This window comes from Lentilactobacillus fungorum (assembly GCF_016860605.1).
GTDB classification, from domain to species: domain Bacteria; phylum Bacillota; class Bacilli; order Lactobacillales; family Lactobacillaceae; genus Lentilactobacillus; species Lentilactobacillus fungorum.
The window spans coordinates 37,873-59,309 of sequence record NZ_BNJR01000019.1; the positions used below are offsets into that span (position 1 = coordinate 37,873).

Consider the following 21,437-nt stretch of genomic DNA (forward strand, 5'->3'; position numbering starts at 1 on the left):
TTTCACACAGCATTGGTGAAGGGTGAATCCCCGAGCGTTAGGTCAGTCTCTCGTGCCGCCAATTTATTTTTCATCACAGTCACTTTACACAACTTAAATCAGAACCATTATCCTGAAACAATACCAAGAAGGGAAGTTACGTAATGCGGGTAAAAGATACGTTAAACTTAGGCAAAACAAAGTTCAAGATGCGCGGAAATCTTCCTGTCAAAGAAGTCGATCGACAAAAAGCATGGGATGAAAACCATGTGTACCAGCAAAGGCAAAAATTAAATCAAGGCAAACCAACCTTTGTTCTCCATGATGGACCACCATATGCGAATGGTGATATTCATATGGGCCATGCGATGAACAAAATCTCTAAGGACATTATTGTCCGCTATAAATCCATGAGCGGGTTTCGCGCCCCCTATGTTCCCGGCTGGGATACCCACGGCTTGCCAATTGAGCAAAAATTAACGCAGGCCGGCTATGATCGTAAAAAGATGTCAACGAACGCCTTTCGAAAATTGTGTCGAGAATATGCGTTAAAACAAGTGGAACGCCAAAAAGCAGAATTTAAGCGCCTCGGTGTGTCTGGTGATTGGGACAACCCTTATTTAACATTAAAACCAGAGTTTGAGGCTCAAGAAATCCGAGTGTTTGGGGCCTTCGCTAAACGTGGCTTGATTTATAAGGGCAAAAAGCCGGTTTATTGGTCATGGTCATCTGAATCTGCTCTAGCCGAAGCTGAAGTTGAGTACCACGACATTACCTCACCAACCGCATTTTATGGTGAAAAAGTGGTTGATGGTAAAGGTGTTTTGGATAACGAGACGACCTACATGGTAGTTTGGACGACGACTCCTTGGACGATCCCAGCCTCAGAAGGGATCACGGTTGATGCTGGGTTTGATTACTCAGTTGTCAAGCCTGAAGGCGAAACGCGGCAGTTCGTGATTGCCAGCGAATTAGTTAACAAGGTTGCCGACTTGGTAGGTTGGCAAAACGTTGAAACCATTAAAACGGTTAAAGGCCAAGACTTAGAAGGCGTTTTGGCGGAGCATCCATTTGACCACACCAAAAAGCTATTAACCATGTTAGGCGATTTTGTTGACTTGGAAGAAGGAACTGGCTTAGTTCATACGGCTCCTGGTTATGGGGAAGATGACTTTAATATTGGCCGTAAATATGGGCTGGATATCTTTGCCCCAGTTGATGACAAAGGGTATTTGACTGAAGAGGCTGGCAAAGACTTTGCGGGCGTTTTCTATGACGATGCCAACAAGATTGCCTTGGACAAATTAAAAGCCGCTAATTTATTGCTAAGATACATGCCACTCAAACATAGTTACCCGTTTGATTGGCGGACCAAAAAACCGATTATCTTCCGGGCAACCCCACAATGGTTTGCTTCAGTTGATAAGATTAAAGATGATATCTTAAAAGCGTTGGATGATGTCGAGTTCTTCCCAAGCTGGGGGAAAGTTCGCCTCGCCAATATGATTAAGAATCGTGGTGACTGGGTCATTTCCAGACAACGGGTTTGGGGTGTTCCACTACCAATCTTTTATGGTGAAGACGGTGAAGCAATTATTACCGAAGAAACCATCAACCACGTGGCGGATTTATTTGAAAAATACGGTTCGGATATTTGGTTTGAAAAAGCCGCCAAAGATTTATTGCCAGCTGGATTTACCAGTGAACATTCACCTAATGGCCAGTTCACTAAAGAAAATGACATTATGGATGTTTGGTTTGATTCTGGGTCGTCGCATCAAGGTGTGCTCGAAGAACGCGACGATTTGACTTATCCGGCTGATATGTATCTTGAAGGTTCCGATCAATACCGTGGCTGGTTTAACTCCAGCTTGATTACCAGTGTGGCCGTTTCGAACAAAGCCCCTTATAAACAAATTTTGTCCCAAGGATTTACGTTGGACGGCCAAGGCCACAAGATGAGTAAATCACTGGGGAATACAATTGCGCCAATTGACGTGATTAAAAAGATGGGAGCCGAGATTGTTCGTCTGTGGGTGACATCCGTTGATACATCGGCCGATGTCCGTGTCAGCACCGAAAACTTCGTCAAGGTTTCTGATACTTACAAGAAAATTCGAAATACAATGCGGTTCTTATTGGCCAACATTTCGGATTTTGATCCGGCTAAAGACGGCATGACTTTTGACCAGCTTGAAACGCAAGATCAATATATGCTGATCGTGTTAAACCGATTCTTGGCTGAAGCACGTGACTGCTATGACAAGTACGATTTCTTGGATTTAAACAAGAAATTGATTAGCTTTGTTTCGGCTGATCTATCTGCGTTTTACCTAGACGTGGCCAAAGATATTGTCTATATTGACAGAAAAGACGGTCATAAACGCCGTTCAATGCAAACTGTGATGTATCAAGTCGCTGCCACTTTAACCAAGCTCATGACGCCGGTATTGCCACATACTGCAGAAGAAATTTGGCCGTTCTTGTCAGAGCCTGAATCTTTTGCACAACTGGCTAATATTCCTGAAGTTCAGCATTTTGACAATGACGCGACGATTTTGGCAAACTGGACGAAATTTATGGGCTATCGAGACGATGTCCTAAAGGTTTTGGAAGAAGCTCGAGATGCCAAGCAAATTGGTAAGTCCTCGGAAGCAAAATTAACGATTTATGCAACCAGCGAAGTTGCTGATTTGTTTGAAAGCCTCCATACTGATTTGGCAACGGTTTTGCAAGTTTCCCAATTGGACGTCAAGGCCTTCACCGATGCACCGGATACTAGCACTAAGTTTGACAGCGATGGCCTAGCCTTGCTGGTTGAAAAAGCAGATGGTAAAGTTTGTGAACGCTGCCGCTTAATTCGTAAGGACGTGGGCGCTGATCCAGATTACCCAACGTTCTGTCAATCATGTGCTGAAATTGTCCGCAGTGAATTTCCAGAAACCGCCACTGAAGGGTTTGATGAAAAGTAAGGCAAGTTACTTTTAAGCGGAACTCTGTTAAAAGTGGTTTCATATTGTGGGCGAAAACAGTAAAATAAAGCTAGTGACAAGTTATCTTGTCCTGGCTTTATTTTTTTACCAGGAAGTGTGACGATTAAGATTCGTTACTAAAATAGTAAAATAGCTTAGCTAAAGGAGACTGACAGTGTTAAAAGGAAAAGTAAAAACATATAGTCCTAAAAATGGCTTTGGTTTTATCACCCAAGATGATGGTGACGACCTGTTTTTCTTTAAAAACGCTTTTCCAGAAGAACAGTACGGCACGATCCAAGTGGGCGCTCGGATCGAATACGTCGTCGTTGAAGGCCAAAAGGGGCCTCAAGCTGCTAAAGCTCGGGTCATCGATGACTAGGTGCCTCAATTGCATTCGGGGCCAAATCTTTGTAAAATAAAAACATTAAACAAATAAGGTGATTTTTTGAACTTTGTCGAACACGTCATTGGATCAGAGCAAATTTACGATGGCGCCATTATTAACGTTGAAAAGCAGACCGTCCGATTACCCGATGGTCAAGAAGCCACTAGAGAAATCGTTCATCATACCGGAGCCGTCGGGGTCTTAGCGTTGACTCATGACCACCAAATGATCTTAGAAAAGCAGTGGCGGGCACCGATTGGCAAAACGACGCTTGAAATTCCTGCGGGTAAAGTCGATAGCCGTGACGATAATTTTCATCATGCAGTGATTCGCGAACTAAACGAAGAGATTCGCTACGTTCCTCAAACCGTCAAACGGTTGTGTGGTTTTTACTCAAGTGTGGGATTCTCTGACGAATATATGCAGCTTTATTTGGCTGAAGATCTTAAGCCAGTTAAGGATGAATTGCCACGGGATAAAGGTGAATTTTTAGAGATTATCAAGAAATCATTGCCCGAAGCCGTTCAGATGGTGGCAAACGGCGAGATTGAAGATGCGAAAACAATCATGGCAATCCAACACTGGCAACTCATGCAAAAGTAGGTGACCACTTCATTGGCAATTGATCATAAAAAAGAGGCTGAACCACTCACTCGAGAACAGTATCGCCAGCTCAAACAGCAACAAGAAGCGGACTTTAAAGAGCGCGATAAACGGCGGGTACAAGTCGAACGAAAGTACGCTCGAGAACATCAGCAAGGCGATGGCACTCATCCGGCTGAGCATCCCCAAACGGGCGAATTAGTGGATGACTTTAAAACATTTCGATGGAGACGGACTAATCGACGGTTAAACTGGACAATTTCGGTTTTGTTGACTTTACTTTTAATCGTTTATTTAGTGTTGTTTTTCGTTAATTAAGGAGATTTTTGAATGGCTTACGGAATTATATGCGCAATGGACGAGGAATTGGCGGTCTTAAAGGATGCGTTGGATAATGCCACAACTGAACATTATGGACATGCGGACTTTTTGATTGGCCAGATTCATCATCAAAAACTGGTGATCGTTAAATCTGGGATTGGCAAAGTTCAAGCTGGAATTACCGCGGCAATTTTGATTAACCACTTTAAGGTGGACAGCCTGATTAATTCGGGTTCGGCTGGCGGGATTGGCGATGGTCTTTCAATCGGAGACATTGTCGTCTCCTCACAGACGGCTTATCATGATGTTGATGTGACGGCGGCTGGCTATCAAATGGGGCAATTGCCTAACTTTCCGGCCAGATTTCCGGCTGATCGCCAACTAGAAGATAAAATTTTACAAGCGGCCAAGGATAATGGCCTGGTTGCCCACCGTGGCCTAATTGTGTCGGGGGATCAGTTTGTCGCTGACAAGCAGGTGATTGCAACTATCAAGCAGCATTTTCCAGACGCGTTGTGTTCTGAAATGGAAGGCGCGGCAGTGGGTCAAGTTGCTTATGAAAGTAACGTCCCGTATGTCGTGATCCGGGCAATGTCTGACGTTGGTGACGAAAATGCCAACGTTAACTTTGACCAGTTTATTGTCAGTGCCGGTCAAAAATCCGGTCAGATGTTAATTGATTTCTTTAAGAACGAGTTACTAAAGGAGTGAATGCTTTGAGCGACGAGATTTATTTGGATAACGCGGCGACAACCCCAGTTTCTCAAGAGGTTTACGAAGAGTTAATGGACAAGTATAAAAACGTGTATGGGAATGCCTCAACCCTATATGGGCTGGGCCGTCAATCCCGGGCCGTGATGGAACATGCCCGCGACATTATTGCCAAAAGCATCAATGCCGATACCGACGATATTATCTTTACCAGCGGCGGAACGGAAAGTGACAATACCGCGATCATGCAAACGGCCCTTTCCCGCCAATCGCTTGGTAAACATATTATTACGACTGCTATTGAACATGAAGCAATCTTAAAGCCTTGTGCGGCGCTTGAAAAGATGGGCTTTAAAGTGACCTACTTGCCCGTTGATGAGAACGGCAACATCTCATTGGCTGATTTTAAGGCAGCCTTAGATGACCAAACAATCTTGGTTTCGATCATGACTGGCAACAATGAAGTGGGGTCTGTCATGCCGATCCATGAAATTGGTGAAATTTTAAAGAACCACCAGGCTTGGTTCCATACGGATGCTGTTCAGGCGTATGGCCTTCTCAATATTGACGTGCAGCGTGATCATATCGATATGTTGTCCACTTCGGCTCATAAAATTAACGGTCCTAAGATGATTGGGTTTTTGTATAAGCGCAATGGCATTAATTTCCCAAGCTTTGTTAAAGGCGGCGACCAAGAAGAAAAGCGTCGGGCTGGGACTGAAAACGTGCCGGCAATTGCTGGTTTTGGAAAAGCGGTTGAAACGATTACTGAAGCAGAAAAAGCGCACCGGCAAGCTAAGTATCTTCAGTTCAAAAAATATATCGCTGATAAATTAACTGAAAACGGCGTTGATTTTGAAGTCAATGGGCAAATAAGCAAAGATAACTTGAACCATGTCTTCAATATTTGGCTGAAGGGGATTTCTACTTACGTGATGCAAACCAATCTTGATTTGGCCGGCATTGCCGTTTCTGGCGGCTCGGCCTGCACGGCTGGCAGTATTGAGCCTTCACACGTTTTGGTGGCAATGTATGGTAAGGATAGTCCCCGAATCAGTGAATCAATTCGAATTAGTTTTGGCCGTTATAATACCTATGAGGACCTTGATCAGCTCGTGGCGGCAATCGTTAAAACTGTTAACCGCGTAAAGCGTAAGGGGGTGAAAGCATAATGGCATTTTCTAAGACAGCTCAAGCAAATGGTGATTCACAAACTTATGAAATTAGTGACGGGATCAAACGGTACACCTTAAAGGATTTAGGGTTTATGGAAACCAAAGCCGGCAATTTCTCGTTGGATCGGTCATTAGACCCGAATTCACCCTATAACGCGGGGTATAAGTTTAAAATGATGGTTTCAAAGGATTTGGACGGCTTTCGAATGTCCATCACGACTGGTAATGGCCTTAAGAAAATCAATATTTTTAAGGATCCAGCAACCGCCGACAGCGTCGAACAATACAATTTTATTATCAATAATTTAATTGACCGAGAAGTGATTAAGCGGGCTAATTAGTTTTTGTGACAATGGGCATCGTCAATTGGGGGTGCCACTCAAAATAACTTGGGCTTGAACCAAGCTATCAAATCTGAGCTGAAAAGTGATTGCCATTTTTGGTGGCATCATTTTTTGGCTCACTTTTTTACAAAAGTTGCTTTTTCCTAAATGTCGATAAAAAAGCGTTAATTTTTAAGCCATAATTTTGTGAGAATGAGTTGTTATGGTAAAATTGATCAACCGTTTTAGGTTAGCTGTCGGTTTGTTCTAAGGTAAGGGGTCCAAATGATTTTAGATATAATTGTTATCTTGATATTAATCAGTGGTTTAGTGAGCGGGTTTCGGCTGGGATTTATCCATCAGTCGATCCGAGCCGGCGCGCTGATTTTAGCGTTGATTGTTGCCTTGTACTATTTTCAGCCGCTTGCAAATTTGGTGATTACTGGTTTGAAACAATTACGATGGCAACCTGATATTCAATGGACTTATGTATTTGATTTGATCGCCTTTATTTTCTTGTTTTCAGTTACTAACGCGGTTTATTTAGGACTGGGACGCTATTTAAACGTGGCTGCCAAATTGCCAATTTTCCACGTTGGTGATGAGTTGCTTGGCGCGTTAATGGGGGTTGTCACGCACTACTTGATTGTTTTCTTTGTATTAAGCGCTTTGATTGTTTTGCCAGTTTCTTGGTTTCAAACTCAGTATCATGAGTCACAAATTTCTCAAATGATTGTGAAAAAGACACCGCTGATTTCAGATTGGCAGTCACAACAAGGGTGGATGAACAACGCCGCCAGCCACTCGAATCCGCTCAATTATCGTGTGAATGGAGGACAATCTCATGAAATGGTTTAATCGGTTGATTGCCACGGCGGTCATTTTACTGACGGTTAATATTTTTGTTCAGCCCAATGCGTTAACCACGATCGGCAGGCAGGTTAACAATGCCGTTGATATCCCAGCCATGCTGATTGGCCGACTGAAAAAAGCGGCAACCATTACACAATCACCTGCAACGACACAAGCCCGTAACGAGACGCCGATTGAAAGCATTGTGAATAAACGGAAATTATCGAATCATTATCGCTATCGGTTTGCAAAGAATGTTCCTGCTAAAGCCAAGCAGGTCTTTTTAACCGCGGTGGCTAAATATAATCATACGGGAATTGTTAAACTAAGCCCAGCTTCCCAAAAAACTAGCGCGCAAACTAATGAAATTACTTTCTACGTTTATCGGAAACGAATTTCGGCTCAAAGTAGCGCGATTGAGTTAGGGCTGGGCGGCCCCAAGATTTATCCACTACTTGGATATCATGCGGATGATCTTAATCGGGGCAAGGCGGGATTGAACATTGAATATCCGCAGTCCAGTATCCAGTTATCAGTTGCGATGCATGAAATTGGCCATGCCCTTGGCCTTGATCACAGTCTCGATCGCAATTCAATCATGTTTCCGGTCGATCAAGGCAAAACAAAGCTATCGGCTGGCGATTTGGCAGCCTTGCGAGAAATTTATCAAAATTAATTCAGCGCACTACCTGTTTTCTTGAGGTTCAAGGGAACTGGCAGTGCGCCTTTATTTTGATATGAGTACCAAAATTAAAATTCGATATTGACAGCGGATTTCAAAAGCGATAAATTAGACATTAATTAAGAAACGATGATAAACAAGAAAATGATAATTAAATCAGTGGTTCAGCGACTAAGCAGTTCTGTTGGATTATTTCTTACATAAGCTCATCGGGAAACCATACTTAATTTCTTATTTATCATCCTCTTAACAATATTTTAAGGAGGATTCTCATAAATGGCAAAACAAGATATTAAAGACCTCGATTGGAACAACCTTGGCTTTGAGTATAGAGATTTACCTTATCGCTACACGGAAGATTACAAGGACGGTAAGTGGCAAGGCGGTGAATTAACCACTGACTCGACAATTACGTTATCTGAAGGGGCCGAAGAACTCCATTATGGTCAAGAAGTTTTCGAAGGAATGAAAGCATACCGCACAAAAGACGGTGGGATTAATTTGTTCCGGCCGGACATGAATGCCAAGCGGTTAAATAATTCGGCCAAACGGCTGGTAATGCCAAGTTATCCTGAAGATAAGTACGTGGACGCGGTTAAGCAAGTCGTCAAAGCTAACCAAGACTTCGTGCCACCTTATGGCTCAGGCGGTTCCCTCTATATTCGGCCATTCATGATTGGGACTGAACCGGTTGTAGGCGTTAAACCATCAAGTACGTATACCTTCCGGATTTATGCAACGCCAGTTGGTGCCTATATTAAGGGCTTACAACCAATGCCATACGTTGTGAGTGACTACGATCGGGCCGCTCATGCTGGGACTGGCCAGGCCAAAACGGCCGGTAACTATGCAGCCAGTTTGTTAGCTGGTACCCAAGCTCACGAAGCTGGTTACGCGGGTGAACTTTACCTAGATCCTCGAGAACATAAGTACATCGATGAATTTAGTGGCGCCAATTTCTATGGAATTGGTAAAGATGGTAAGTTCTATACACCAAAATCCGAATCGATTTTACCATCAATTACTAAGAAATCGATCTTAACAATTGCAAAAGATCTTGATTTGGATCCACAAGAAACCCATATCGACATTAATGATCTTGATCAATTTACGGAAGCCGGCGCAATGGGGACGGCTGCAGTTATTTCACCAGTTGGTTCTTTAACTTATAAAGGCAATAAACATGTCTTTTATAGTGAAACCAAGCCGGGTCCTGTTACTCAGAAGCTTTATGATACGTTATATGGTATTCAAGAAGGCGACGTAGAAGATAAGTATGGCTGGGTCGTTAAAGTTGATTTATAAGATTTAATCCATCAAAAAGAGTGTCCGGCGCGCTAGACCGCTAGGACACTCTTTTTTCTAAAGTTAGAAAGTGGTTAAACTGATGTGTAGCCTTCGTCAATGCTTTTTGCCCTTATTCGAAAAACTAAACTGTCGATAACCACTTTGGCTCCTTCACTCAAGGGCTGTTTGGCGGTTGTAATCTAATTCCGGATGGGTTAACCCAAAACGTAACTGAATGATCGTGGATAATCGCAGGCTTAAAACGAACTTGAGGTGAATATAATGATGAAACGAGAGGGGCACACCCATACCGAATTTTGTCCTCACGGTAGTGGTGAGGATGTGGAATTGATGATTCAAAGAGCCATTCAGCTGGGCTTTGATGAGTATAGTATTACCGAACACGCGCCGCTGCCGGCAGATTTTGCCGATCTTTATGAAGGCCAACCGACCGGCCTATCCGATGCTTCAATGGCGGCCAGCGATTTACCAGCGTATTTGAAAAAGGCCAAGCAAATGCGACAGAAATACGCTGATCAAATTAGAATTCATATTGGGTTTGAGGTCGATTTCTTGCCTGAATTTACGGACTGGACCCGAAGATTTTTGGATGAGTATGGTCCCCAAACGGATGATAATTTATTATCGGTTCATTTTTTGAAGGGCAGAGATAATTGTTATTGGTGCGTCGACGACACCTTAACGGATTTTGAAGACGGCTTACTGAGTCAAGTTAATAGTTCAGAAACACTATATCAATTTTATTTTAAGCAGGTGCTTGACTCGGTTCAAGCCGATTTGGGACAGTACGCGCCAAATCGAATTGGGCATATCACGCTGATTAAAAAGTTCCAAGATTACTTTCATCTTGACTCAGCGTTTTCAATTTCTGGCCAGCGGCTGATCAATGAAATTTTGCTTAATATTAAGGAACAGGGGCGCCAATTGGACCTCAACTCGTCAGGGCTTTACAAAGCTTATTGCAATGAGCAGTATCCGAGTCTGAGTATTATTAAAACGGCAAAATTATTAAAAATTCCGATGGTCTATGGCAGTGATGCCCACAGCATTGCCGAGGTTGGCAGAGGTTACCATTGCATGGCGGCGATGGCTGTTAATTGATTCAAAAAGTCCTTGACTTATCAAAAAAGGATGCTAATATTAACAATTAAATTAATAAAATAAAGTTTTGATTAGAAAAAGTAGCCAGTTTAGACGCCTAAGAGAGTTCCGTTGCTGTGAAGGAATGCGTCGGCTGGTGAACCCACATCTAAGAACTAACCGGTTGAACCCCAGTAGACCGATTCGCATGTTTAGCGTTATCAGGGTTACCGCAGCTGTTAATGATGACTAGCTGTTGGCAACGTAAGGCACACTTCCGTGAGGGAGCGGCAAATTGGGGTGGAACCACGATTAAAATTCGTCCTCGAAAACTGAAATCAGTTTTCGGGGACTTTTTTTGTTAAGTGAGCGGAGCAAAGCGGCTAGAAAGCGGAGCCTAAGGCGACTTGACCGAAAATCCCGGGCCTGGATTTTTGGGCAAGTCGCCTTAGGTGCAGCTTTCTGCTTTGAGGAGCTGTCCTAATAACAGTGAGCGGAGCCAGGCGGTTAGAAAGCGGAGTGTAAGGCTCCTCAATCAGAAATTCCCGGTTTTGGAATTTTTGATTGAGGTGCTTGCACGCAGCTTTCTGCTTTGCACAACTGTCCTAAAGAAAGGAATGCTAAGTTATGAAAAATAAAAATTTACCAAACGGCACCAGGGATGAACTTGGTGTTCAAGCCGAAGCCAAAGAAGTAGTTGAAAATCAGTTGTTTCAAAGCTTTCGCCGACGGGGATTTCGTAAACTCACTACCCCGGTGCTGGAATACCAAGACGTTTTTAAGCCACTTAATCAAAACCATTATCGCCCCTATCAATTACTGGATGATCAGGGTGAAACCCTGGTTCTTAGGCCTGACTTGACGTTGCCGGTTGCCCGGGTTATGAGCACGACTGGAATTGAATTACCCGTCAAGTGGTACTACGGCGGGGATGTGTTTCGGCTCAAAAAGCAGCTTTCGGGCAGTTACAACCAGCTCACTCAAGCGGGGGTTGAAATTGTTGGATACGGTGGTATGAAAGCTGACTGGGAATGTTTGACAGTTGCTTTGAGTGGGTGTCACGAGTTGAACATTCAATCGGTCGTTGTTGAATTGAGTCAAGCGACATTCGTTGATACGGTAATGGCGCAATTACCCTTGCCGTCACCGACCAAGGTCACGCTTAAGACCGCGCTTTACGCCAAAGATTTAAGCCGCTACAACCATTTGTGGGCACCGCTGAAAGGTAGCGAGTATGCGCCGTTTTTATCCGAGTGGCCTTGGTTGTTTGGCAACTTTGATGACATTTTAGCCCTGGTAAACACCCTGCCAAAAGCACCACGGATTACCAAGCTGGTTGATCAACTAACGGCAACTAGAAGCTTTATTGCCCAGCAGTTCCCGAGGGTTGACACGACGCTAGATCTCAGCGTCCCGTCACCGCAAGCCTACTATACCGGGATGACATTTCGTGGGTTTACCGCTAGTTCGGCGGATTACTTATTTAGTGGTGGCCGCTATGATGACTTGCTAACGAATTTTCAAAAAGTTCCCGTCGCGGCCGTTGGTGTTGCCTTCGATATTGATGCGTTGGTTCAGCGACAACCATTGAGAAAGCCTGATGCGCCTGTTCTGATTTATTTTGAAAACGATCAGTGGCCCCAAGCAGAACAACTATTAGCCGGCTTACCCAATGCCACCCTTTGTTTGGTGGATAATCAAGCGGCAGCCGAAGCGTTGGCGGCTAGTAGTGGTAGTCAGTTAATTGATTTAACGAAAAGCAGGTGAAAAGGATGGTACCGATCAAAATTGCCCTGACTAAAGGGCGAACTGAAGAACAAGTTTTGCCAATCCTAGAAGCAAGTGGGATTGATTGTCAAGGCTTGAGAAACAAGCGTCGACGGCTAATCTTTAAGGAAGATCCCCGTTATGAAATTATTTTGGTAAAAGGGCCAGATGTTTTAACTTACTTAAACAGTGGGGCAGTGCAAGTTGGGATTGTTGGTAGCGATATTTTAGCTGAACAGCGAAATTCACAGTATGCCATGCTTGATTTAAGCGTTGGCAAATGTCGATTCGTCTTAGCATCAACTGAAGCATTTGACCCACACCAACAGCGCCGTAAAATCATTGCCACTAAGTATCCAAACATTACTAAGGATTATTTTCAACGCATTGGTGAAGACGTTGAGATTGTCAAGATTGAAGGCTCAGTTGAATTAGCGCCACTAGTAGGTTTGGCTGATGCAATTGTTGATATCGTCGAAACGGGTAATACGTTAAGGGAGAATAATTTGCGGATTTATGCCAAATTGATGCAGGTCAATACGAAACTAGTGGTTAACCGACTGGCGCTCAAACAATTCCGACCCCAACTTAGAGTCTTGATGACCAATTTGCAACGAGCCGACGCCAAGTTTGCCGCGATGAATTTGATTGACAGTTATGCCAAATAATTCTTTGCGGATGTTTGAAAGCGTCAGCGGCTATCTCGAATTCAAAAGTTTGGATAAGAGTAAAGTGACGCACCGACAATAACGGCTTGTTAAGCACTGAAATAAGTATCAGTCATCGCGTAATCACTTGTGAGAAAATGGCGGATTCGAAATTTTTTAAGAAAATCGGTGCATTGACGGCCGTTAATGGTCTTACCGATTTGGACATTGTTACTTGTTTGGCGTTACTGATTTTTTGATTGGGGAGCGATTACGATGAGAAAAGCAACCATTACGAGAACTACTAAAGAAACTGATATTCAACTTAGTTTGAATTTGGACGATTATACGACGATTAAAATCGATACTGGCATTGGTTTTTTTAACCACATGCTAGATGCTTTTGCCCGCCATGGCCGCTTCGGGCTGATTATTAAGGCCAAGGGTGACTTGGAAGTCGACCCGCATCACACGATAGAAGATGTCGGCATTGCCTTGGGGCTTGCTTTAAAACAAGCCCTTGACGATAAAGCTGGAATTGAGCGGTTTGGTTCGGCGTTGATTCCCTTAGATGAAACGCTTAGCCGGGTGGTCATTGACCTTTCTGGCCGGGCTTACCTGGTTTTTAATGCCGAGTTTGCTAACGATCATCTGGGCGGCTATGACACCGAAGTGACTGAAGATTTTTTTCAGGCCTTTGCATTTAATGCTGATATGAACTTGCACGCCGAAGTTCTTTACGGGCGAAATAGCCACCATAAGCTTGAAACGTTATTTAAGGCGTTGGGACGAGCCCTGCGTGCAGCCGTGACGATTAATCCAGAAATCATTGGCATTCCATCGACCAAGGGGGTTATTTGAATGATTGCGATCATTGACTATGATACTGGCAATACGCGAAACGTAAAGAAAGCTTTGGATTACCTCGGCATAAAAAATGTGCTATCAGCCGACCCACAAGAGATTTTGGCCGCTGACGGTTTGATTTTACCAGGGGTGGGGGCCTTTCGAAAAGCCATGTTATCCCTACAACAGCGACAGCTTGTGCCGGTGATCAAAGCGGCTGCTAAGGCTGGGCGGCCAATCCTAGGAATTTGTTTGGGTATGCAGTTATTGTTTGACCAAAGTTTGGAATTTGGCCAAACCGCAGGACTGGGGATTATTGCCGGTCAAGTGGTGCCAATTCCAGCAACTATTGGCGTTAAGGTCCCTCACATGGGTTGGGACCTAAATCAAGCAACGACCGCCGATCCGTTAGCGGCCGTGTTTGATCAACAGTTTACGTATTTTGTTCATTCCTACTATGTTCAGGCCAAACCGAAAACAATTTTGGCAACGAGTGATTACGGCGTCAAAATTCCAAGTATTGTTAAACAGCAAAATGTGATTGGCATCCAATTTCATCCGGAAAAAAGTGGTGAAATTGGACTGGCTGGCTTAACACAATTTAAGGAGCTGACTGAAAATGCAGATTATTCCCGCAATTGATTTGAAGAATCAAAAAAGTGTCCGCCTTTATCAAGGTGATTTTAATCGAGCAACCCTAATCAGTGACTCACCGCTAACCCAAGCCAAATCGATTGAACAAGCTGGTTTGCGGCAACTTCACTTGGTTGACTTAGACGGCGCCAAAACGGGCCGGCCAATTAATCGGCCGGTCATTGAACAGATTTGTCAGCAGACCAATTTAGCTGTTGAAGTTGGTGGGGGGATTCGCTCATTGGCCCAAATTAATGCTTATTTAACTTCTGGCGTCGCTCGGGTCATCTTAGGATCAGCGGCGCTGAAAGAGCCAAAATTGATTCAGCAAGCTATCTCGCAATTTGGTGCTGATCAGATTGTGGTTGGCATTGATGGTAAGAATGGCCGGGTAGCAATTTCCGGTTGGCTGGAACAAAGTGACGTTGAGATGGCTGAACTCATTGAATCAATGGCGGCTTTTTCAGTCGTTAACTTTATTGTCACTGACATTTCTCGGGATGGGACGATGATGGGCCCCAATGTTGCCCAACTGAGTGAACTTCAGCGACGGTTCCCAGCCGTCAGCATCATTGCTTCTGGTGGCATTCGAAATCTTACCGATTTGAATCGGTTAGCCGATGCTGGGATCAGCGCGGCGATTGTTGGCAAGGCAATGGCCACTGGTGACCTTTCGGCAAAAACATTAGCGGAGGTGGCAGATCATGTTAGCTAAACGGTTGATCCCTTGTTTGGACGTGGATCACGGCCGGGTTAAGAAGGGCGTTCGGTTTGTTCATTTGAGAGATGTTGGCGATCCCGTTAAGATTGCGGCAGCCTATCAGCAACAAGGGGCCGATGAATTGGTTTTTTTGGACATCACGGCGACCCACGAAGGTCGTTCGGCAATTGTTGAAACGATCGAAGCAACTGCCAGTCAAGTATTTATGCCACTGACCGTTGGTGGCGGTATCCACGATGTTTCTGATATGCAACGTTTATTAAAGGCTGGGGCAGATAAGGTAGCCGTCAATTCCGCGGCCGTTTCTAATCCCGACTTGATAACCGCGGGGGCTGAAAAGTTTGGCCGCCAATGTATCGTTTTAGCAATTGATACCAAATTTAATCCAATCAGCCGCCAATATGAGGTTTACGTTAATGGCGGCAGAACGCCAACACCTCTAAACGCGATTGATTGGGCAAAGCAGGGGGTTAGCCGCGGGGCTGGTGAATTATTGGTAACCAGCATGGACAAGGACGGAACTAAAAGTGGCTTTGATCTTGATTTGTATCGCCAGTTGAGTGCTGCGGTCAACGTACCAATTGTAGCTTCTGGTGGAGCAGGGGCCGCTGAAGATTTTAGTGACGTTTTTACGAATGCCAACGTTGACGGCGCATTGGCAGCATCAGTCTTTCACTACGGTGAGTTGACGATTACTGAGGTAAAGCGTCAATTATTAAAAGATGGGGTGATCGTACGTTAAAACCAAATTTTGCGAGGTACCCGGATCAATTGATGCCGACAATTGTGGTAGATGATCAGAGTAATCAGGTCTTGATGTTGGCCTATATGAGTGAAGAAAGCTATCAATTGAGCCTTTCAACCGGACAAACCTGGTTTTGGTCTAGAAGCCGGCAAGAACTTTGGCACAAAGGCGCGACTAGCGGTAATACACAACAGATTATGGCAATCCAAATTGATTGCGATGAAGATACGTTATTAGTCCGAGTCATTCCGGCCGGGCCAGCGTGTCATACTGGGCACCAAAGTTGTTTTTATCGAACGCTGCAAACGTTTAGTTAAATAGGCGGTCTGATAGAGACTTAGCGTTGATTATTTTAGAATGGCTGCGCAAAGCAGAAAGCTGCACCTAAGTCAACTTGGCCAAAAATCCAAGCCCGGGATTTCCGGCCAAGTCAACTTAGGCTCCGCTTTCTAAATGCTTTGCTCCGCTCACTGATTTTAGGACAGCTGCGCAAAGCAGAAACTTCCGCATAAAACATCTTGGCCAAAAATCCAAGCCCGGGATTTCCGGCCAAGATGCCTTATGCTCCAGTTTCTAAGCGCTTTGCTCCGCTCACTTTAGTAGGACAGCTGCGCAAAGCAGAAAGCTGCACCTAAGGCCACTTGGCCAAAAATCCAAACCCGGGGTTTCCGGCCAAGTGGCCTTAGGCTCCGCTTTCTAAGCGCTTTGCTCCGCTCACTTTTATATAGGAGGTACCAATCATGCAGAACTTAGATGAACTTTATCAATTGATTTTAGATCGAAAACAAAATCCCCAGCCAGGGTCTTATACGAAATACTTATTTGACCGGGGGCTGGACAAAATTTTAAAAAAAGTCGGTGAAGAAGCCACTGAAGTCGTCGTCGCCGCGAAAAATGAATCGGATCCTGAATTTATTTTGGAAGTGGCCGATCTTGCTTATCACGTGGAAGTCTTAATGGCCGAGCGGGGAATCACGCCAGACCAGATTAAAAAAGAATTAGCTGGCCGGGAAGGCAAACAAAGCCAATACGCCGATCGGAAAGAAATCAAGAATTGGTAATCAAAGTTGGATTGCCTACGAGAGGATTTTTTGATACGGTACAATCAATAAGTGGTTATCTTAGCTTAAAATTGGAGGCTTTCCATGGTAAAAGAAACGGTTAAACATTTGAATCCCTACGTTCCAGAAGTGACCCTTACTGAATTGAAACAGCGGTATGGGCTTGATCGACTGGTTCGGCTGTCGGCGAATGAAAATGCTTTTGGAACTTCTGCTGATGTGGTTAAAGCATTAGACAGCTGGCATTACGCGGATGCCAATTTGTATCCTGATAGCAACGCCGAACAATTACGATCGTTAATTTCAACGCGGTTTAACCTGAATCCAGATAACTTGATTTTTGGCAATGGGTTGGATGAGCTAATCGAATTATTGAGCCGCGTCATTTTATCCCCCGGTGATGAAGTTTTGGAACCAGCGACCACTTTTTCTGAGTATCAGCTGCACGCCCAAATTGAGGGCGCCAAACTTCGGCCAATTGATTTGGATGATTCCGGCCGGATTAATTTAGCCGCGTTCATGCGGGAGGTTAATGATAAGACGAAATTAGTCTGGATTTGCAACCCCAATAATCCAACCGGAACCTTTATCGCGCCTGAAGCGATTGAAAAATTTATGGCAGATCTTCCGACAACGGTTACGGTAGTCGTTGACGAGGCTTATATTGAGTTTACCGGTGAAAAGAAGGCCTCAGTGATTCAATTGACGAAACGTTATCCGAATCTGGTGGTTTTACGAACCTTTTCCAAGGTATACGGATTAGCCAACTTTCGAATTGGCTACGCGGCTTGTACCGGACCGCTAATTGCGTATTTACAAGCAGCTAGATTACCATATAATCTCAGTACTTTTGCTGAAATTGCGGCTAAAGCAGCTTTCTCAGATACTGATTTTATTGATCAGGTGGTTGATACGGTGATCAGTGAACGCAAAAAGTGGGAACACTTCTTAATGAAGTCGGGATTACTATTTTATGACTCAGCGGCTAATTTTATTTTCTTTCAAGTCAAAGGCGGCGATGCCGATGGGTTGTATGAGTACTTATTAAAAAATGGTTATTTAGTCCGCAATGGGCTACGTGCTGGTTGGTTGCGGATCACGATTGGCAAGCCTGAAGATAATCAGGCAGTCCAAGATTTAATTGCCGCGTTTTTAACTAAATAAGTTGGCTTTATTAATTGGTGGCAATCATTTCGAGAATGCGTTAATATAAGATTTACTGGAAATTACGACCTTCAACTCGTGGATTCTCCAGAATCTAATTGAAATGATGGTGGTTTTATGCAAGACAACAGTCAAACTCGGGTTGTTGTTGGAATGAGTGGGGGCGTCGATTCTTCTGTCGTCGCTTATCTGCTCAAACAACAAGGCTACGACGTGATTGGCGTTTTCATGAAGAATTGGGATGATACTGATGAAAACGGCGTATGTACAGCGACTGAAGATTATAAAGATGTTGCTAAAGTCGCTAACAAGATCGGCATCCCATATTATTCTGTTAACTTTGAAAAGGAGTATTGGGACCGTGTGTTCACATATTTCTTGGACGAGTACAAAAAAGGCAGAACGCCCGATCCTGATGTGATCTGTAACAAAGAGATTAAGTTCAAGGCGTTTTTAGATTACGCTTTGGAATTGGGTGCTGACTACATTGCGACTGGTCACTATGCTCAGTTAACCCGTGACGCAGATGGTCATAATCATCTGTTGCGGGCAACCGATGGCAATAAGGATCAAACTTATTTCTTGAGCCAACTTTCAGCAGAGCAGCTTGACCGGGTGATGTTTCCAATTGGCAATATGGTCAAACCAGATGTCCGAAAGATTGCCAGAGAAGCTGGGTTAGCAACGGCTGATAAGAAGGATTCGGTTGGCATTTGCTTTATTGGTGAGAAAAACTTCAAGAACTTCTTGGGTCACTATTTGCCAGCCACCCCAGGTCAAATGATGACAGTTGATGGCGAAATTAAAGGTCAACACGATGGCTTAATGTATTATACAATTGGTCAGCGGCGAGGACTTGGCATTGGCGGCGATGGCGTTGACAACCAGCCGTGGTTCGTTGTCGGCAAGGACCTTAAGAAAAACATCCTGTATGTTGGCAAGGGGTATCATAACCCGTTGTTGTATGCTGATTACTTAGAGGCTTCAGACATCCATTGGGTTAATAACTTAGATCGAGGTAAAGACTTTCATTGCACAGCGAAGTTCCGTTATCGTCAAAAGGATACCGGCGTAACGGTCCACATTAGTGATGACGGTCAATCAGTTCGGGTTGATTTTGACGATCCGGTTAGAGCCATCACGCCAGGTCAGGCAGTCGTGTTTTATGATGGCCAGGAGTGCCTGGGTTCTGCGATTATTGACGCAGCTTATAAGCAGGCTGAAGAGTTACAGTATGTATAATATTAGTGTGCGGGGCTAGGCGTTTTCTACTTAGTAACGCATCGCTTGATTATTCAAAATAGAGACGTTACGAAGTTCCAATAAATTATTATTCGCTCAAAAAGGCACTGGTTGATTTTGACCAATGCCTTTTTAACTATATATAGAGAGATTCAAAAATTAGTTAACTGCTGATTAACAACCATAATCCATTGGCGTCATTCCGGCTTCGAATGCTTTAGTGACCTTTGTTCCCTGGGTAATCTGAACAGCACTGTCTAAGAGTTCCGCATCATCACTGAGCCTGATACTGTGATGTTGGAAATCCATTTTCAAACCAGCTCCTAAAAAGTTGAGATCATATGCCGAAGTAAATAGTGGTATCTCAGCATTATTTTTCAAAGGAATTGGATACCGTTCATCTGGCTGATCTAACACGACTAGCGTAAAGTTGCCGCCAATTGTACAAGCCCCGCCGTGCAGTGAATAGTTACCGCCGCCGTCATCGGCGATCAATAGGAATGTTTTGCCGGCAAACTGTGTTGTTGATAAGTACTGCTTCATAGGGACTGTTATTTTAATGGTTGGCATGGCACTCACCTCTTACTTTTATTGTAACGAATTTGATGAGTTGTGTACAATGCATATTCGTTTAAAAGCTCATTCATTGAAAAAATGGTTAGTTTTTCTGTTTAATAAATTTTCGTATTATTCGACTGGAACGTTTTGAAATCAGAACCTTTTCCTGTCATAATATAAACAGCAAATTGCTTTTTGGAGGAATAAATTTTGACTAAGTTGTACTTTGTCCGTCACGGAAAAACCGAATGGAACCTTGAAAGCCGCTACCAAGGGGCCGGCGGCGATTCACCCCTGCTCCCCCAAAGCTATGAAGAAATGAATTTACTTGGCAAACACTTGGCTAAGGTTGTCTTTAACCACATTTACGCCAGCCCAATTAAGCGAGCGCGCGTGACGGCGACAACGATTAACCGTAAATTAAAAAAACATCCCCAAATCTCATTGCTCTCCAGGCTAGAGGAATTTCACCTCGGCAAGATGGAGGGAATGAAATTTGCTGACGTTGAACGCCAATATCCAAAAGACTTCGATAACTTTCGGAATCATCCGGACTTGTATGATCCAACGTCAATCGGCGGGGAAAGCTATGCGGATGTCATCAAGCGAATGACTCCGGCAATTATTAACATCGTGCAAAATAATCCCAATGCAAACGTCTTAATTGTGAGCCACGGTGCAGCACTAAACGCAGAAATGAACGCTTTGCTTGGGGTCCCATTGGCGGATTTACGCAAGCGCGGCGGCTTAGCTAATACCAGCACGACGATTTTAGAGAGTCAAGATCTGGGCAAGTCGTTTCAATTGATTGATTGGAATGATACTAGTTATTTGAATAGAAAATTAGATGAAACTGATTTGGTTTAGGTGATAAAAATGGCAGAAAACGATTCAGAAAAAGTAAGAAAATTACAGGAAAAGAATCGAGAAAATCAGCGTAATTACACTAAGAAGCGGGAACAAGAAGAAAAAAAGGCTCGCACGCTGATTCATAACCTAGTTCAAAAAATCGATCATGAGCCCAAAAATTACCGTCATTATTATGAGCTGGCAACGCTCCTAGTTGAAGGTAAAGACTATGAACAAGCCGAAGAATTGCTCATGAAGGCGTTGGGCTTATTTAAAGATAGCTCAATTGACGTGATCGATACCCTCAAGTTTGGCTTAGGCAATGTTTATTACGCCGCCCAAGAATACGATAAGGCAATCAAGATTTTTCAAGAAATTGACGATGATAAGCTCCAAGGTGAAGCTTATGCGATGTTGGCTCAAAGCTACATGGCCAAAGGCGATAACAAGCGGGCGATGGTATTTGCGCTGTCGGCCCAAAGCAGCAAGCGAGACGATCCGTCAATCAATGAAATGATCGGCGATAATTTACTAGCTTTAGGAAACTTTGCCCAAGCGGGTGAGTTTTACGATCAAGTGTTAAAAGTCGAACCTCAAAACGGTAAGGCTAATTTTAACCGTGGCTTGGTCGCAATGGTCAACGGTGAAGCTTTTGATCAATTTTTCAAAGTTGCCAAACAAAGTGACCCTGATTATTTCGATCAAGGGCAAAAAAAGTTAAAGGACATTGAAAAGTTTGTTCAGTTGAATCACCAAAAAGATAAGCACTCAGCTCAGCAAAAAGGTGATGCCAAGAACTAATGGATAAGG

General features: G+C 43.9%; 24 protein-coding genes and 1 other annotated feature. Of the genes, 23 read left to right on the forward strand and 1 reads right to left on the reverse strand.

The window, feature by feature from the left end; translation table 11 throughout:
• Positions 1-143: 143 nt before the first annotated feature.
• The 21 genes from ileS to mnmA all read left to right on the forward strand — a co-directional run bounded on the left by ileS (position 144) and on the right by mnmA (position 19,220).
• Entirely contained in the window at positions 144-2,951 is a 2,808-nt protein-coding gene (gene ileS, locus YK48G_RS12210) for an isoleucine--tRNA ligase (RefSeq protein WP_203630987.1), read from the forward strand.
• Positions 2,952-3,126: 175 nt separating this feature from the next.
• Positions 3,127-3,333, forward strand: coding sequence for a cold-shock protein (locus tag YK48G_RS12215; RefSeq protein ID WP_203630988.1), 207 nt, complete (start codon positions 3,127-3,129; stop codon positions 3,331-3,333).
• 66 nt (positions 3,334-3,399) lie between these two features.
• Positions 3,400-3,942, forward strand: coding sequence for an NUDIX domain-containing protein (locus YK48G_RS12220; RefSeq protein ID WP_203630989.1), 543 nt, complete (start codon positions 3,400-3,402; stop codon positions 3,940-3,942).
• A 12-nt stretch (positions 3,943-3,954) separates the two neighbouring features.
• On the forward strand, positions 3,955-4,260 hold the full coding sequence (locus YK48G_RS12225) for a hypothetical protein (protein ID WP_203630990.1): 306 nt from the start codon (positions 3,955-3,957) through the stop codon (positions 4,258-4,260).
• Between the two features lie 12 nt (positions 4,261-4,272).
• Positions 4,273-4,974 carry a 5'-methylthioadenosine/adenosylhomocysteine nucleosidase gene (locus YK48G_RS12230; protein WP_203630991.1) on the forward strand — a complete coding sequence of 234 codons (702 nt, stop codon included), beginning with the start codon at positions 4,273-4,275 and terminating at the stop codon, positions 4,972-4,974.
• 5 nt (positions 4,975-4,979) lie between these two features.
• Positions 4,980-6,146: a cysteine desulfurase family protein gene (locus tag YK48G_RS12235; RefSeq protein WP_203630992.1), complete on the forward strand. Its 1,167-nt coding sequence runs from the start codon at positions 4,980-4,982 to the stop codon at positions 6,144-6,146.
• Positions 6,146-6,490: a DUF1831 domain-containing protein gene (locus YK48G_RS12240; protein WP_203630993.1), complete on the forward strand. Its 345-nt coding sequence runs from the start codon at positions 6,146-6,148 to the stop codon at positions 6,488-6,490. The genes YK48G_RS12235 and YK48G_RS12240 overlap by 1 nt, the downstream gene beginning before the upstream one ends.
• 267 nt (positions 6,491-6,757) lie before the next feature.
• Positions 6,758-7,330: a CvpA family protein gene (locus tag YK48G_RS12245; RefSeq protein WP_203630994.1), complete on the forward strand. Its 573-nt coding sequence runs from the start codon at positions 6,758-6,760 to the stop codon at positions 7,328-7,330.
• Positions 7,317-8,000 (forward strand): matrixin family metalloprotease, encoded by a 684-nt coding sequence (locus tag YK48G_RS12250; RefSeq protein ID WP_203630995.1) that lies wholly within the window; start codon positions 7,317-7,319, stop codon positions 7,998-8,000. Before YK48G_RS12245 ends, YK48G_RS12250 begins: the two co-directional genes overlap by 14 nt.
• Before the next feature lie 282 nt (positions 8,001-8,282).
• Positions 8,283-9,311 carry a branched-chain amino acid aminotransferase gene (locus YK48G_RS12255; RefSeq protein WP_203630996.1) on the forward strand — a complete coding sequence of 343 codons (1,029 nt, stop codon included), beginning with the start codon at positions 8,283-8,285 and terminating at the stop codon, positions 9,309-9,311.
• Between the two features lie 267 nt (positions 9,312-9,578).
• The gene (hisJ, locus tag YK48G_RS12260) at positions 9,579-10,415 is read left to right on the forward strand and encodes a histidinol-phosphatase HisJ (RefSeq protein ID WP_203631051.1); all 837 of its coding nucleotides are present in this window, start codon (positions 9,579-9,581) and stop codon (positions 10,413-10,415) included.
• Positions 10,416-10,473: 58 nt separating this feature from the next.
• Positions 10,474-10,724 (forward strand) — a binding site (T-box leader).
• Positions 10,725-11,021: 297 nt separating this feature from the next.
• Positions 11,022-12,161, forward strand: coding sequence for an ATP phosphoribosyltransferase regulatory subunit (locus YK48G_RS12265; RefSeq protein WP_203630997.1), 1,140 nt, complete (start codon positions 11,022-11,024; stop codon positions 12,159-12,161).
• 5 nt (positions 12,162-12,166) lie between these two features.
• On the forward strand, positions 12,167-12,829 hold the full coding sequence (gene hisG, locus YK48G_RS12270) for an ATP phosphoribosyltransferase (RefSeq protein WP_203630998.1): 663 nt from the start codon (positions 12,167-12,169) through the stop codon (positions 12,827-12,829).
• A gap of 255 nt (positions 12,830-13,084) precedes the next feature.
• Positions 13,085-13,669 carry an imidazoleglycerol-phosphate dehydratase HisB gene (gene hisB, locus YK48G_RS12275; protein WP_203630999.1) on the forward strand — a complete coding sequence of 195 codons (585 nt, stop codon included), beginning with the start codon at positions 13,085-13,087 and terminating at the stop codon, positions 13,667-13,669.
• Positions 13,670-14,296 carry an imidazole glycerol phosphate synthase subunit HisH gene (gene hisH, locus YK48G_RS12280; RefSeq protein ID WP_203631000.1) on the forward strand — a complete coding sequence of 209 codons (627 nt, stop codon included), beginning with the start codon at positions 13,670-13,672 and terminating at the stop codon, positions 14,294-14,296. It abuts the gene before it with no gap.
• On the forward strand, positions 14,274-15,002 hold the full coding sequence (gene hisA, locus YK48G_RS12285) for a 1-(5-phosphoribosyl)-5-[(5-phosphoribosylamino)methylideneamino]imidazole-4-carboxamide isomerase (protein ID WP_203631001.1): 729 nt from the start codon (positions 14,274-14,276) through the stop codon (positions 15,000-15,002). Before hisH ends, hisA begins: the two co-directional genes overlap by 23 nt.
• Positions 14,992-15,750, forward strand: a complete 759-nt coding sequence (gene hisF / locus YK48G_RS12290; RefSeq protein WP_203631002.1) for an imidazole glycerol phosphate synthase subunit HisF — start codon at positions 14,992-14,994, stop codon at positions 15,748-15,750. The genes hisA and hisF overlap by 11 nt, the downstream gene beginning before the upstream one ends.
• Positions 15,723-16,070: a phosphoribosyl-AMP cyclohydrolase gene (gene hisI, locus YK48G_RS12295; RefSeq protein ID WP_284692042.1), complete on the forward strand. Its 348-nt coding sequence runs from the start codon at positions 15,723-15,725 to the stop codon at positions 16,068-16,070. Before hisF ends, hisI begins: the two co-directional genes overlap by 28 nt.
• A gap of 423 nt (positions 16,071-16,493) precedes the next feature.
• On the forward strand, positions 16,494-16,814 hold the full coding sequence (gene hisE / locus YK48G_RS12300; RefSeq protein ID WP_203631003.1) for a phosphoribosyl-ATP diphosphatase: 321 nt from the start codon (positions 16,494-16,496) through the stop codon (positions 16,812-16,814).
• Positions 16,815-16,898: 84 nt separating this feature from the next.
• Positions 16,899-17,978, forward strand: coding sequence for a histidinol-phosphate transaminase (hisC, locus tag YK48G_RS12305; protein WP_203631004.1), 1,080 nt, complete (start codon positions 16,899-16,901; stop codon positions 17,976-17,978).
• A 117-nt stretch (positions 17,979-18,095) separates the two neighbouring features.
• Positions 18,096-19,220, forward strand: coding sequence for a tRNA 2-thiouridine(34) synthase MnmA (gene mnmA / locus YK48G_RS12310; protein ID WP_203631005.1), 1,125 nt, complete (start codon positions 18,096-18,098; stop codon positions 19,218-19,220).
• 174 nt (positions 19,221-19,394) lie between these two features.
• On the opposite strand, the gene YK48G_RS12315 is transcribed toward mnmA, so the two are convergent.
• Positions 19,395-19,790, reverse strand: coding sequence for an iron-sulfur cluster biosynthesis family protein (locus YK48G_RS12315; protein ID WP_203631006.1), 396 nt, complete (start codon positions 19,788-19,790; stop codon positions 19,395-19,397).
• A gap of 198 nt (positions 19,791-19,988) precedes the next feature.
• Here YK48G_RS12315 and YK48G_RS12320 point away from each other — a divergent pair, with 198 nt between their 5' ends.
• Together YK48G_RS12320 and YK48G_RS12325 are read left to right on the forward strand one after the other, a co-directional pair.
• Positions 19,989-20,645, forward strand: a complete 657-nt coding sequence (locus YK48G_RS12320) for a histidine phosphatase family protein (RefSeq protein ID WP_203631007.1) — start codon at positions 19,989-19,991, stop codon at positions 20,643-20,645.
• 9 nt (positions 20,646-20,654) lie between these two features.
• Positions 20,655-21,428: a tetratricopeptide repeat protein gene (locus YK48G_RS12325; RefSeq protein WP_203631008.1), complete on the forward strand. Its 774-nt coding sequence runs from the start codon at positions 20,655-20,657 to the stop codon at positions 21,426-21,428.
• The last annotated feature ends 9 nt before the right edge of the window (positions 21,429-21,437 follow it).